15 protein-coding genes and 1 tRNA gene are annotated in these 14,015 nt (G+C 37.7%); 15 read left to right on the top strand and 1 reads right to left on the bottom strand.

Features of this window, described 5'->3' with window-relative positions:
* Nucleotides 1-20 precede the first annotated feature (20 nt).
* From ACJG85_RS06235 to ACJG85_RS06255, 5 genes are all read left to right on the top strand, one after another.
* Nucleotides 21-1,346, top strand: coding sequence for a hypothetical protein (locus tag ACJG85_RS06235; protein ID WP_412477168.1), 1,326 nt, complete (start codon nucleotides 21-23; stop codon nucleotides 1,344-1,346).
* A gap of 74 nt (nucleotides 1,347-1,420) precedes the next feature.
* Entirely contained in the window at nucleotides 1,421-1,945 is a 525-nt protein-coding gene (locus ACJG85_RS06240) for a sigma-70 family RNA polymerase sigma factor (RefSeq protein ID WP_412477169.1), read from the top strand.
* Nucleotides 1,946-1,953: 8 nt separating this feature from the next.
* Complete coding sequence (locus ACJG85_RS06245; protein ID WP_412477170.1) at nucleotides 1,954-2,859, top strand: FecR family protein; 906 nt, start codon at nucleotides 1,954-1,956, stop codon at nucleotides 2,857-2,859.
* A gap of 98 nt (nucleotides 2,860-2,957) precedes the next feature.
* Nucleotides 2,958-5,138, top strand: coding sequence for a TonB-dependent receptor plug domain-containing protein (locus ACJG85_RS06250; RefSeq protein ID WP_412477171.1), 2,181 nt, complete (start codon nucleotides 2,958-2,960; stop codon nucleotides 5,136-5,138).
* Nucleotides 5,139-5,232: 94 nt separating this feature from the next.
* Nucleotides 5,233-6,813, top strand: a complete 1,581-nt coding sequence (locus ACJG85_RS06255; RefSeq protein WP_409677144.1) for an NADP-dependent glyceraldehyde-3-phosphate dehydrogenase — start codon at nucleotides 5,233-5,235, stop codon at nucleotides 6,811-6,813.
* Between the two features lie 35 nt (nucleotides 6,814-6,848).
* On the opposite strand, the gene ACJG85_RS06260 is transcribed toward ACJG85_RS06255, so the two are convergent.
* Nucleotides 6,849-7,940: a bifunctional methionine sulfoxide reductase B/A protein gene (locus tag ACJG85_RS06260; protein WP_412465164.1), complete on the bottom strand. Its 1,092-nt coding sequence runs from the start codon at nucleotides 7,938-7,940 to the stop codon at nucleotides 6,849-6,851.
* 161 nt (nucleotides 7,941-8,101) lie between these two features.
* On the opposite strand from ACJG85_RS06260, the gene idi reads away from it, so the two are divergent.
* The 10 genes from idi (at nucleotide 8,102) to ACJG85_RS06310 (ending at nucleotide 13,985) form a co-directional block, all read left to right on the top strand.
* The gene (idi, locus tag ACJG85_RS06265) at nucleotides 8,102-8,629 is read left to right on the top strand and encodes an isopentenyl-diphosphate Delta-isomerase (protein ID WP_412463590.1); all 528 of its coding nucleotides are present in this window, start codon (nucleotides 8,102-8,104) and stop codon (nucleotides 8,627-8,629) included.
* A 74-nt stretch (nucleotides 8,630-8,703) separates the two neighbouring features.
* Nucleotides 8,704-9,111 (top strand): 6-pyruvoyl trahydropterin synthase family protein, encoded by a 408-nt coding sequence (locus ACJG85_RS06270; protein WP_409677150.1) that lies wholly within the window; start codon nucleotides 8,704-8,706, stop codon nucleotides 9,109-9,111.
* 5 nt (nucleotides 9,112-9,116) lie between these two features.
* Nucleotides 9,117-9,566 carry a peroxiredoxin gene (locus ACJG85_RS06275; protein ID WP_409677152.1) on the top strand — a complete coding sequence of 150 codons (450 nt, stop codon included), beginning with the start codon at nucleotides 9,117-9,119 and terminating at the stop codon, nucleotides 9,564-9,566.
* A 21-nt stretch (nucleotides 9,567-9,587) separates the two neighbouring features.
* Nucleotides 9,588-10,550, top strand: coding sequence for a type I phosphomannose isomerase catalytic subunit (locus ACJG85_RS06280; RefSeq protein ID WP_412477172.1), 963 nt, complete (start codon nucleotides 9,588-9,590; stop codon nucleotides 10,548-10,550).
* Nucleotides 10,551-10,604: 54 nt separating this feature from the next.
* Nucleotides 10,605-10,871: a hypothetical protein gene (locus ACJG85_RS06285; RefSeq protein WP_409677156.1), complete on the top strand. Its 267-nt coding sequence runs from the start codon at nucleotides 10,605-10,607 to the stop codon at nucleotides 10,869-10,871.
* A gap of 68 nt (nucleotides 10,872-10,939) precedes the next feature.
* Nucleotides 10,940-11,013: transfer RNA gene (locus ACJG85_RS06290), tRNA-Thr, on the top strand.
* A 106-nt stretch (nucleotides 11,014-11,119) separates the two neighbouring features.
* Nucleotides 11,120-12,040, top strand: a complete 921-nt coding sequence (locus tag ACJG85_RS06295) for an EamA family transporter (protein WP_409677158.1) — start codon at nucleotides 11,120-11,122, stop codon at nucleotides 12,038-12,040.
* A gap of 102 nt (nucleotides 12,041-12,142) precedes the next feature.
* Nucleotides 12,143-12,745 carry an alpha-ketoglutarate-dependent dioxygenase AlkB family protein gene (locus ACJG85_RS06300; protein ID WP_412477173.1) on the top strand — a complete coding sequence of 201 codons (603 nt, stop codon included), beginning with the start codon at nucleotides 12,143-12,145 and terminating at the stop codon, nucleotides 12,743-12,745.
* A gap of 36 nt (nucleotides 12,746-12,781) precedes the next feature.
* On the top strand, nucleotides 12,782-13,612 hold the full coding sequence (locus tag ACJG85_RS06305; protein WP_409677162.1) for a sterol desaturase family protein: 831 nt from the start codon (nucleotides 12,782-12,784) through the stop codon (nucleotides 13,610-13,612).
* A gap of 97 nt (nucleotides 13,613-13,709) precedes the next feature.
* The gene (locus ACJG85_RS06310; RefSeq protein WP_290874695.1) at nucleotides 13,710-13,985 is read left to right on the top strand and encodes a TIGR03643 family protein; all 276 of its coding nucleotides are present in this window, start codon (nucleotides 13,710-13,712) and stop codon (nucleotides 13,983-13,985) included.
* Nucleotides 13,986-14,015 lie beyond the last annotated feature (30 nt).

The following is a 14,015-nucleotide window of genomic DNA, read 5'->3' on the forward strand; positions in this document are numbered from 1 at the left end:
ACACTAAATCATAAATCAAAATGAAAAAGCTAAAAATTGCACTCTTATTGTTAACCGTTGCCGTAGCCGGTTTTTATTCTTGTTCCGATAACGATCCGGTAGAAAACGAGATTGTGACTTCCAAAAGTGTCGCTTTGCGTACTACTTTAAATGAAATTAAAAAAGCCAACAACATCAGTGGCAGAAACGCTACTACGCCACAAGACCAGTTGTTCTGTTTTCAATTTGTTTATCCGTTGACTTTGTCATATAACGATGGTACTGTAATAACAGTAGCCACTGAAGCTGGTTTGTTAGATATTTTAGCTGCCGAGACTGAAACCTTGTTTATTACCGGCATTGCTTTTCCGTTCCAAGTACAGCAACAAGGAGCCGTAATCACCATTGATGATGAAACCGAATTTTATGCTCTGGTTGAAGGTTGCGGATTTAACACTATTAACGATGATGTATTGCAATTTAGTTGTTTCCAAATGATTTTTCCGATTTCTGTCATCAATAGTAACGGAGCCACTATAGTTGTAAATACACAAGGAGAATTGGAGTCGATGTTGATAGTTGGCGATGTAGTAGATTTGGTTTTCCCTTTTAATGTCACTCAAAATAATGAAGTTATTGAAGTCAACAGTTTGAACGAGTTGTTTGATTTGTATGATGATTGCGATGGCAATTCAGGATCTTGTATTTGTACAGCCGATTATAATCCGGTTTGTGTGCAAACAGCAAATGGCATCGTAGAATACTCCAACATTTGTTTGGCCGAGTGCGATGGTTATACCCAAAACGACTTGGTGTCGTGTGCTCCAGCTTGTGAGATCACTAATGTAACAGCGACTCCGGGCGTTTGTAATGCTAACAGTTCTTCTTATCCTTTGACCGTTGATTTTGATTATGCCAATACAGATTCAGCTTATTTTTCAGTGTACAACTCTTTAGGAGCTTGGGTTGGAACTTACCTTTTAGCCGATTTGCCGTTAACCATCCCGAGTTATCCGAGTTTAGGTTCATCTTCAGATTATTTTGTAATCAGAATAGGAAATAATTTCGATTGCAACGCTACTCAACAATGGGCAGCACCGGTTTGTCAAACTTCGTCTGGCAACTTTGGGAATCAATTAGGGACATGTTTTAATATTGCTTTTCCGGTACAAATTCAGTCGCAAGGGGCTTTGGTAACTGCCAATGACAATGGTACTGTTTTACAGTATTACAACCCGTCACAATCCAATATTCCGGCTTTTGTTTATCCGTTAACTGTAACTTTTAATACACCAACCGGTCAGGTATCTGTTACTGTGGCCAATCAAGCCGGCTTTGAAGCAGCTATCGCGGCTAATTGCAACTAAACATATAAATAAATTGGGAAGAATTTCAATCACGACACAACCTTAACCCTAAGGTTGTGTCTGTATTGTAAGCTATGAGAAACGAAAACCAAAAAGCTAAGCTCTGTTCCGAGGCGGTGTTCCGTTCGGTATTTGACACTAATTTCAAAGTGTTGCGTAACTTTTTGGTCTATAAATTCAGAGGTGATACCGAGAGTGCTGAAGATATTGCACAGAATGCCTTTGTCAAACTTTGGGAAAATTGTGGTATACTGCAACCTGAACAAGCCAAAAGCTTTTTGTATACTACAGCCATTCGATTGTCATTGAATAAAATCAAGCACAACCAAGTGGTTACTAATTTTGAGTTACAATTCCAACCCAAATCAACACACAAAGAGTCGCCTGATTTTTTGATGGAAGCAACCGAATTGAAAACCCAATTGGAAAAAGCCATCAATGAGTTACCCGAAAAACAAAGAACAGTATTCTTGATGAATCGCTTCGATAACCAATCGTATGCCGAAATTGCAGTCGCTTTGGATTTATCGGTGAAAGCTGTAGAAAAACGGATGCATTTGGCATTGTTATCCTTGAGAAAAGTAGTAAAAAACGTTTGAAATTTAGTATGATGAAAGCGCAAAACGAAACGTATTTATCCGATTGGTTGACCTATAAAATTACCGATGAACAATTAAAGCAATTGGTTTCAGAGGAGGATTTTGAGGCTTATCAAAAGATAAGAAATGCACTCGACGGTTTTGAAATCAGTTCTCCCGATTTGGAGCAGAATTTTAGTGCCGTAAAACAAAAGTTAGCCCATAAAAAGCAAACTAAAACAAGAGTTATTCCGCTTTGGCCTTATGTTTCAATCGCTGCTTGTTTGCTGATTATGTTTGGTGTTTATCATTTTTTTATAGTTCAAAATACAATCACAACCGGTTTTGGAAAAACCGAAATGATTACGTTGGCCGATCATTCTAAAGTGTCACTCAATGCCAAATCAACACTAACCTATAGCAATGCTTTCCGATACAAACGAACTTTGCATTTAGAAGGCGAAGCTTTTTTTGAAGTCGAAAAAGGCAGTCCGTTTACGGTAGAAACTTCGCTGGGGAACATACGCGTTTTGGGGACTAAATTCAATGTAATTGCGTTCCGAGATTTTTTCGAAGTAAAGTGTTATGAAGGCAAAGTACAAGTCACCCAAAAAGACAAGTCCACCATTTTAACTCAAGGCGAGTGTGTACGTTTTTATACTGCTACTTCGGAAAACTGGGCTGAGGTTAATGCTTCAAAGCCTACCTGGATCTCCGGAGAAACATCGTTTAAAAATGTGCCGATGCGTTACGTGATTGAGCAATTCAAAAAACAATACAATGTGGAAGTTGATTACCCGAAACACATAGAAAACATTAAGTTTAGCGGAACATTTACCCACAAAGAGGCAACGGTAGCCTTGCAAACCATTTGTTTACCTTTACAATTAAAATTCAGTAAAAACAGTAGCGGAAAAATTATCATTTCGGAATGAATAAAATAATTTTATTTGGCTTCTTTTGGTGCTGGATGTCTTTTTCATGGGCGCAAAAAAAGGAGTCGTTTTATTATAACAATACCAAACTCCCCCAAGTGCTTTCCGATCTCGAGAAAGCATTTGCGGTTAAATATTCTTATATCGACTCTTTACTGGTTGCCCGAAGTATTTCACTTCCTCAAAAGCAATATAGTTTGGCAGAAGTTCATGCAGAAATGGAACATCAGGCTTTGGTTAAAGTCATCAAGATCAACGAAAGATTTTATTCCGTTGCCTTGACAGAAAAGGCGGAAATTATTCCGCTTAAAGAAGTTATAGTAGAAGAGTTTTTGGCCAAAGGGATTCGGAAAACCAGCCAAAATTTTATTATTTCTCCTCAAAAAGTGCAAACGCTTCCCGGGATTACCGATGCCGATATTTTACAATCTTTACAACAATTGCCCGGAGTGAAAAGTCCCAATGAAACAGCCACAGGATTATACATACGTGGCGGAACGGCAGATCAAAATTTGATATTGATGGACGGCATTCGACTATATCATCCCGGACATTTGTTTGGCATGATTTCGAGTATCAATCCAAATGTGGAGCAAACGGTAAACTATTACAACAAAGCGTTGAGTCCGAAATATGGAGAGCGAGTTTCAGGCGTTATTGATATGCAATCGACGGATAAAATTTCGAATACTGTTAAAGCCAATGCAGGGATTAACGCACTCAATATTGATGCTTACACACAAATACCTTTGGTAAAAAACAAATTGGGATTGCAACTTTCCGGGCGAAAATCCCTGACGGAATGGTGGCAATCACCAACCTTTAGCCAGTTAGAGACTAAAGTTTTTCAAAACACTAATTTCAAAGATTTCAATCAAAATAACCAATTCAGGTTTCACGATTATTCGGCTAAAATTAATTTTAAGCCTAATGAAAATACGGCTGTCTCCTTTTCGGGTTTGGTCATTAAAAACGATTTGGATTACCAAAACGTGATTGAAACAGATAGTATCAATAATCAAAGAATGACCCTTGAAAATTATGGGTTCAGTTTGAATTGGTCTCAAAAATACAGTCCGAGATTTACCCAAAAAATGACTGTTTACTATTCGCTCTACAGTTTTGACTATCTCAAAAAAACAGTTTACCAATCCAATCGATTTGAAGCTTTTAAAAAGTTGAATAGGGTGGTGGATTCCGGTGCCGAGATTAACTTTAACAGCCAATTAACCAACCAAGCAGTATTGGAATTCGGTTATCAAGTTTTGGGCAATGATATTTCGCATTTGTTCAACAGTTATAATCAGGATTTGGGCGTGGTTTTAGATTTGAAACATTTGTATAATGTAACGCATGCCGGTTTTGTGCAATACAAGCAAAATATCGGGCGTTGGAATTTTCAACCCGGTTTGCGCTATAATTTTTACAGCCAAGTGAAAGTTTCAAGTTTTGAACCGCGATTTTTGATGCAAAAAAATCTCTCGGAATCCTTCATTTGGCAAGCTTCTTACGAGCGCAGGAGTCAGGTTTTGAGTCAAGTTCGAGAAGAGGCCGCCAACGATTTGAGTTTGGAGAATTACGTTTGGGTACTATCTGACAATTCAGATTACCCTATACAAAAAGCCAATCAGTACAGTAGTGGTATCATTTTTAAAAAACACAATTGGTTATTGGATGTAGAGGCATATTACAAAAACATCAACGGTATAACTTCTTATACCTTAGGTTTTTTGGGGCAAAATGACAACAATATCCATCGAGGAAAAGGATTTACCAAAGGAGTTGATGTTTTGCTGCAAAAGAGTGCCGCTACATGGCGTGCTTGGGTTACTTATACTTATCAGGATTCACAAAACCAATTTCAATCCTTAAACAACAGTGATTATTTTGCTTCCAATGCGGATATTAAACACCATTTTACAGCTGCTTTTAATCAAAAATGGAACCGATTTTTGTTTACAGCCGGTTGGTTTTGGCACAGCGGGAAGCCTTACAGTACTATCAATGAAACAGGTGATATCATTTCATATAATGCGAAACGTTTGCCCGATTACCATCGATTGGATGTTTCGGCAGTTTATCAGTTTCAAACAGCTAAGGGCAATCATTTTAAAATTGGAGTGTCAGTATACAATCTTTACAACCGACATTCGTTACTCAGCAAAGAGTTAGAGCGTCAGTACGCTAGTCTTTCCGATTTTTCCAATCCGCGTTATGAAGGGCGCGAGTTTTATACTTTGGGTATCATGCCGAATGTGTTTTTCCGACTTTCCTTTTAAAAAGTTTTCAGTTACAACGTTTTAGTTAATTTCTTTGCTTCTTTCATTGTCGGGGGTTATCGTCAAAAGCGTAATTTTATAAAAAATCATTTTTATGAATGCGATACCCAACGAATTTCAAATCGATAATTTATTACACCAAGATACTTATTTAGTTAACGGCGAACTTAAAAATTGGACCGGAAAAACCACTCCTGTGTATTCCACCATTTCTTCCACCGAAAACTATGCACCAACGCTTTTAGGGACAATTCCTGCTATGGGAGAACCTGAAGCAAGTGAAGTGGTGACTGCGGCTGTTTCGGCATACAACAACGGACAGGGTTTGTGGCCCACCATGAAAGTCAGTGACCGTATCAAATGCATGGAAAACTTTGTGGCACAAATGAAAGCGACACGCAGTGAAGTAGTGAAATACCTTATGTGGGAAATCGGGAAATCACTAACAGATTCCGAAAAAGAATTTGACAGAACGGTAGAGTACATTTATGACACCATTGAAGATTACAAGCAATTAGACCGAGATAGTGCTCGTTTTACCAAAAGTCAAGGGGTGAATGCTATGGTGCGCCGTGGTCCGCTGGGTGTAGTACTTTGTTTAGGACCGTATAATTATCCTTTGAATGAAACCTTTTCGTTACTAATTCCTGCCATTATTATGGGGAATACCGTAATTTTTAAACCTGCCAAACATGGCGTGTTATTAATTTCCCCTTTGATGGCGGCTTTTCAGGATAGTTTTCCAAAAGGTGTTATTAATATCGTTTACGGTCGTGGTCGTGAGGTAGCCGCTCCGATAATGCAATCGGGCAAAATTGATATTTTGGCCCTGATAGGCAACAGTAAATCAGCCATAGCGCTACAAGATTTGCATCCCAATAAAAACCGATTGCGATTGGTGTTAGGGTTGGAAGCCAAAAATCCGGCTATTATTCTTCCCGATGCCGATTTGGATTTGGCCATTCAAGAATGTCTGACCGGTACATTATCTTTTAACGGCCAACGATGTACCGCATTAAAAGTTTTGTACGTACACGAAACGATAGCTGCCGAATTTAACCGCAGATTTGCTGATAAAGTGGATGCCTTGTTGTTTGGAAATCCATGGGACAAAGGCGTTGCATTGACACCACTGCCCGAAAGAGAAAAGCCCGATTATATTCAGGAATTGATAGATGATGCCACGAGTAAAGGTGCGGAAATCATCAATCGTAAAGGTGGTGAAAGAACCGAAAATTATATTTTTCCGGCGGTTTTATTTCCGGTTAGTAAAACAATGAGAGTGTATCATGAAGAACAGTTTGGACCGGTAATTCCGATTTTAACTTTTAAAGACATTCAAGAACCATTGAATGATATGGCCGAATCGAATTATGGGCAACAAGTGAGTTTGTTTGGACAAGACATAAAAACCATAGCGCCACTGATTGATACTTTGGTCAATTTGGTTTGTAGGGTGAACCTAAACAGTTCATGCCAACGTGGTCCGGATGTTTATCCGTTTACCGGCAGAAAAGATTCGGCAGTAGCCACCTTGAGCATACATGATGCTTTGCGTTCCTTTTCCATCCGAACTTTTGTGGCTTCCAAAGATAATGCCTATAATAACGCTATTTTACAGGAATTGCTCAATAGTAAAGCTTCAAATTTTATCAATACGGATTACATTTTATAACAAAAAACCTCTCTTTATTTGGAGAGGTTTTTTTATTACTGATTTTTCTTTAATCTGTTTTTGAAGACTTTTTCAAACTTCTCCAACTTCGGTTGAATAACCATTTGGCAATAAGGTTGCTCTTGGTTGTTTTGGTAATAATTTTGATGATAGTCTTTGGCCTTATAAAAGGCTTTGAACGGTTCTAAAGTAGTTACAATTTTATTGTTGAATACTTCTTTGTTCAGTTCGGCTATGATACTTTCGGCAGCTTTCTTTTGTGCTTCGTTTTTATAAAATATTACCGAGCGGTACTGCGTTCCAACATCGGCACCTTGTCGGTTTAAAGTAGTAGGATCGTGAACGGAAAAAAACACTTTAAAAATTTCATCTAAATTGGTTTTCGATGTGTCGTAAGTAATTTCAACTACTTCTGCAGCGCCGGTAGTTCCGGTACAAACTTCTTCATAACTCGGATTTTCTACTTTTCCGCCTGAGAAGCCGGAGACCACTTTTTCAACGCCGTCTAGTTGTTCGTACACGGCTTCCACACACCAATAACAACCACCACCCAAAACAATAGTATCGGTATTTCCTTTGTTTTCTGTAGCATCGGGCACAAAATCTAATGAAACGGCATTCATACAGTATCTTTTTCCGGTAGGCGCCGGACCGTCATCAAATAAATGGCCTAAATGACTATCGCATCGTCCGCAAAGTGCTTCAATGCGTTGCATACCATAAGAGTAATCATTTTTGAACCAAATGCTTTTTTTGTTGTCTTGTTCAAAAAAGCTAGGCCATCCGCAACTGCTGACAAACTTTTGATCGGATTTAAAAAGTTTCAAGCCGCAAGCTGCGCAGTAGTAAGTGCCCTTGGTTTCACTTTTCCACATCGTGCCTGTAAAAGCTCTTTCGGTATCCGCTTGTCGAGCAACGGCATACAAATCAGGAGGCAATACTTTGCGCCATTCTTCATCGGTTAAAACCAATTTGGAGGTATCGGTATTAGAGTAATAAGGATTTTCGGGTTTAGAAATTACATTCTCCATAACAGTATTTTTAGTCTTGGTATTATTGTTTTGACCGCAGGCATTAAATATGAAAAGCGGTACTAAAATCAGGAAATTAACAATGGATTTTGACATAGCAATTGTTTTAAATCTACCACAAATTTACAGCTAAATACGAGTTGAAATGTCTGATAGATTACAAATTACCTTGATTTAAGGAAAGTTTAACGGTTGTTCTATCGGCAGAATTATAGCCGCTGATTTTTTTTCGTATTTTTGAGCGATTATTAGAAGTTATGACAGAAGAAAAAGTAATCTTGGTCAACGAACAAGACGAGCCTATAGGGTTGATGAACAAATTAGAAGCGCATGAAAAAGCCGTTTTGCACAGGGCATTTTCCGTTTTTGTGTTGAACAGCAAAAATGAAATCATGTTGCAACAACGCGCGCATCACAAGTATCATTCCCCTTTATTATGGACCAATACCTGTTGTAGCCACCAACGTGAAGGCGAAACTAATATTCAGGCCGGTACCCGCAGATTGTATGAAGAAATGGGATTTAAGACCGAGTTAAAAGAGTTGTTTCACTTTATCTACAAAGCACCCTTTGATAATGGTTTAACCGAGCATGAATTAGATCATGTAATGATTGGTTATTACAATGATGAACCGCAAATTAACCCTGAAGAAGTAGAAAGTTGGAAATGGATGTGTATTGAAGAAGTACGACAAGACATGATTCAAAATCCTGATATATACACCGTTTGGTTTAAAATTATCTTTGATGAGTTTTATCATTACCTCGAGGATCACAAGATTTAAGAATGAATAATCTTGAAGGCAGATTTCAGAATCAATCAAAAATCAAAAATCGTTAATCAACAATCACAAATCCTATGAAAGTCACCGTTTCCCGCAGAGCCCATTTCAATGCTGCCCACAGATTGTATCGCAAAGATTGGTCGATGGAACAAAACGATGCTGTGTTTGGGAAGTGTAACAATCCCAATTTTCACGGCCACAATTATGAGTTGATTGTATCGGTTACCGGCGAAATTGATCCGGAAACCGGTTATGTGATTGATGTAAAGATTTTATCTGACTTGATCAAGGAACACATTGAAAATGCTTTCGACCACAAGAATCTTAATTTGGATGTTCCGGAATTTGCCGATTTAAATCCGACAGCAGAAAATATAGTGGTGGTGATTTGGAACAAATTGCGACCGCATATTGATACAAACCAAGATTTAGAGGTGGTTTTGTACGAAACGCCCAGAAATTTTGTGACTTATAAAGGTTAATAACTATGGCAATTAAAGTCGGCGATAAACTGCCTCATTTTACGGCAGTTGACAGCAAAGGAAATCCTTTTGACAGTAAAGATTATTCCGGCAAATCCTTAGTTATTTATTTTTATCCTAAGGATGATACGCGAGTTTGTACCGAACAAGCTTGTTCATTCCGAGATCAATATGAAGATTTTAAAGCTTTGGGAGCCGAAGTCATAGGAGTAAGCAGTGATTCAGTGAAATCGCATCAAAAGTTTGCTTCGCGTTATCGATTGCCTTTTATCTTGTTATCCGATGGGAATAGAAAACTCCGTAAACTATTTGGCGTTCCAAATGATCTATTGGGTTTAATCCCCGGTAGAGTAACTTATGTAACTGATAAAAACGGTATTGTTTTGTTGGTTTTCAATAGTATGTCGGGCAAAATTCACATTCAAAAAGCCTTACAAATGCTTAAAACAATGTAAGTTTGTCAAAAATATCCAAGCATGTCACTTTATCCTTTACAATTTGAACCGATTCTGAAAGAAAGAATTTGGGGCGGAACCAAATTGAAAACAATGCTAAACAAACCGATAACCTCTGAAATTACCGGTGAAAGCTGGGAGATTTCTACTGTGGAAAACGAGGTTAGTGTTATAGCCAATGGTACTTTTAAAGGAAAAACACTGAATGATTTAATCAATTTGTATCCTACAGAAATCTTAGGGAGTAAGGTTTATATCCGATTTGGCAAGCAGTTTCCATTGTTGTTTAAATATTTAGATGCTCGTGAAGATTTATCTATTCAATTGCATCCGAATGATGAACTGGCCAAAAAAAGACACAATTCTTTCGGGAAAACGGAAATGTGGTATGTGATGCAAGCCGATGAAGATGCTCGATTGATAGTAGGGTTTAAAGAAAAATCTTCACCCGAAGCTTACCTCGAGCATTTGGAGAGCAAAACCTTATTAAACATTTTAGACACCAAGAAAGTAAAATCCGGTGATGTTTTTATGCTCGAAACAGGGACCATACATGCCATTGGTGCCGGAATTTTGATAGCCGAAATCCAACAAACTTCTGATATTACTTATCGTGTATATGATTTTGACCGAAAGGATGCCAAAGGCAACACCCGTGAATTGCATGTGGATTTAGCCTTAGAAGCATTAAATTATGATAAAATTGAAGCCCAACGATTTTATGATAAGAACGAAAATGTATCTAACGAAGTGGTGCATTGTCCTTATTTTACCACAAATTTTATTCCTTTAAACGGAATTGCAACCTTTTCCAAAACAGCTGATACTTTTAGAGTGCTGATGTGTGTCGAGGGCGAATTCAGTTTGCGAGTAGTCGGAGAAATTTATCAATATACAATAGGAAGTACAGTGTTGCTTCCGGCTTCATTAACTGATTATCAGTTGATCGGACAAGCGGCTTTATTGGAAATTTATATTTCGTAGTTGCTGTTCTAAAGATTTGACGTATTTTTGTCGAAATTTTAAAATTACAATAAAATGGCAAGTGTTAAGAATTTAAAGAAAGACATCAATTTTGTATTAGGAGATATTATCGAAGCGGTTTACATTTATGAAATGACTACTACCGGAAAACCTTCTGAAAATACAAATGCTATCATAGATGAAGCCATCGCTTCTTTCGACGCTTTAATCACTAAAGTGAATGCAAAAAATGTGGAAAACAAAAAAGCGCATTTCAAACAAATCAACGCCGAATTAGAACAAACTGCTAATCAATTGGTTGAAAAAATCAACGCTTTATAGCCATAAAAAAGTGCAAAAATATTTTGGAAATTAAAATTCAAAAAATATATTTGCACTCACATTGAGACGCCGGTGTAGCTCAGCTGGCTAGAGCAGCTGATTTGTAATCAGCAGGTCGTGGGTTCGAGTCCCTCTATCGGCTCAATAAGAAAACCATCATTTGCAAGTGGTGGTTTTTTGTTTTTGTATTATCTCCTTTGAAAACCATTCCTATTTTCTATCTTTGTCGGCTTTTTAAAAAATAAATCATGTTTGGAAACAAAGTCCTCAAAGGTGTTTTCTTAGTTGGTCTTGGGGCCACAAGCTACGGTATGTTAGCTACATTTGTAAAATTGGCTTATGCCGATTTAAGTTCACAAGGCTTGCATTACACACCGGCAGAAGTCATAACCGCTCAATTTGTAATTGGTATTTTGGTCGTTTTGGGAATTAATATTTTTCAAAAGAACAGACTTGGCAATACCGCCGTAAAAGCTTCGCCAGTCGACATTAAAAAATTATTGATTTTAGGAACGTCAACCGGGTTAACCAGTATTTTTTATTATTTGGCAGTAAAATATATTCCGGTATCTATTGGTATCGTTTTGTTGATGCAAACCGTTTGGATGGGAGTGGTCTTAGAAATGTTGTTGGATAAGAAAAGACCATCAAACATTAAAATTTTTTCTGTATTTGTTGTTTTGTTGGGAACAGCTTTGGCTACCAAACTCTTCTCCGCTGAATTCGAGTTGGATTGGAGAGGAATTGTTTTAGGGTTGTTAGCTGCGGCTTCTTTTACCACTACCATGTATGCTGCCAATAAAGTAGCTACGTCAGTTTCTTCGGCTCAAAGAAGTTTGTATATGTTGTTAGGCGGAGCAGTAGTTGTTTTTGTGTTTGCCTTGTTCACCCAACATACACCATTTAATTTTGATATCTTTTACAAATGGGGCATTTTGATTGCTTTGTTTGGAACGGTTATTCCGCCTATGTTATTGAATGCCGGTTTCCCTTTAACGGGCATTGGTTTGGGAAGTATAGTATCAGCGCTTGAATTGCCGGTTTCGGTTATGATGGCCTTTGTGTTGCTTAATGAGACTGTGGTGCTTTCCCAGTGGATAGGTATTGTTTTGATTATTTTAGCTATTGTTATGATGAATGTTAGTTTGAAGAAAAAGCCAACAGCATAAAATCCTTTCTTATTCCGAAACGGATAAAAAAATCCCTTTTTTTGAAATAAATCATTGCTAAGAGAGAAGCGTTTTGAGTGCTTTTCTCTTTATTTTTGTGTGATGAATTCACTTTTTCCTACTGCCAAAATCACTTTCGATTTACCTGATGCCGAGATCGAGTACTTTGCTGACTTTTTTGAGGTGAACAGGGCAAATGAACTTTTTATGCAATTGAAAAGCGATATTCCTTGGCAACAAGATTTTATCACGGTTTATGGTAAAACACATCCTCAACCCCGTTTGACAGCGCTATTCGGGAATGAAGGCAAGCCTTATTCCTATTCTAACATTGTCATGCAACCCCATCCGTGGAATCCACTCTTGGTATTTATAAAAGAAGCCGTAGAAGCGGCTTGTGGAGAACGGTTTACTACGGTCTTACTTAACTATTATCGAGACGGAAAAGACAGTAATGGTTGGCATGCCGACGACGAAACAGAATTGGGAAGAAATCCGGTGATAGCTTCGGTGAGTTTCGGTGCCGAAAGAGCTTTTCACCTGCAACATAACACTATCAAAAACCAAAAACTCAAAATTGTTTTAGAGCACGGCAGTCTGTTGGTGATGAAAGGAACAACGCAGCATTTTTGGAAACACCAAATTCCCAAGACCACTAAAACCATTGGTCCCAGAATCAACCTTACTTTTCGCTTTATCAAGTAGAAAGGGATTTTATTATATTTGATAAAAATTAAGGTTATGAACGAAATTATCAATTATTTTTCTTCTATTCCATCGGCACATAGGGCTTTGATATTGGCAGGTGGTATTGCTTTTTTTTGGTTGATAGAAAGCGCCGTGCCTTTTGTAAAATTCGGTTATAACAAATGGCAACATGCCGGAATCAATATTTTTTTCACCCTAACAACTATAGTGGTCAACTTTTGTTTGGCTTTTATATTGATTAATGCGGCGCAATGGACAGTCGACCACAATTTTGGCTTGCTCAATTGGTTGCCCGAAATGAATCCATGGTTGTACGCAATAAGCGGTTTGTTGTTATTGGATTTTATTGGTGCTTATTTGGCGCATTTGGTAGAACATAAAGTAAAATTTTTGTGGCGTTTTCATTTAATTCACCATACCGATACTTGGATTGACACCACTTCAGGAAACAGACATCATCCGGGAGAGAGTGTCATTAGGTTTGTTTTTACCACTTTGGGAGTAGTGTTGGTTGGAAGTCCTATGTGGCTGGTTTTTTTGTATCAAACTTTATCGGTAGTCGCCACGCAATTTACCCATGCCAATATTGCCTTGCCTAAGCGAATTGATAAAATCATGAGTTTTGTTTTGGTTTCTCCTGATATGCATAAAGTTCACCATCATTATAAACTGCCTTATACAGACAGTAATTACGGGAATATTTTTTCTGTTTGGGACAGGTTGTTCGGTACTTTTAGTTACTTAGAACGCGAACAATTGGTTTACGGAGTGGATACTCATATGCAACCGAAAGAACACAACGATTTGAAAAACTTATTGGCTATTCCTTTTCAAAAATACCGCTCTCCTGAGGACAATGCTTAAAAAAATAGGGTAGCGGATAGCAACTAATTATTTTTTTTAGTAATATTGAAATACAATTAGTCAGTTGAAATCTATATCTATTAATGCTTTTACAGAAATGAAAAAAAGTAAGCTTGCAGAATTTGACAGCGAAATGATTGAAAGAGTTGTCAGTATGGCTCAAGAGGAGCGCAAACCTTTTGAAGTAATTAAGGAGGAATTCGGTTTAACCGAAAATGAAGTAACAGAATTGATGCGCAAACGTTTATCGAAAGATAATTTTGAGCTTTGGAAAAAGAAAGCTGTGGGCAGCAAACCAAAACCTAAGCCAATTATAGATGATTTCGATGACGATTTAGACAGCAAATATTATATCAAAAATAAATTTGATTAAACTTTAACTCTTGTTCAACAAGAGTTTTTT

This window comes from Flavobacterium mekongense, from assembly GCF_047038255.1.
Classification (GTDB): Bacteria; Bacteroidota; Bacteroidia; order Flavobacteriales; family Flavobacteriaceae; genus Flavobacterium; species Flavobacterium mekongense.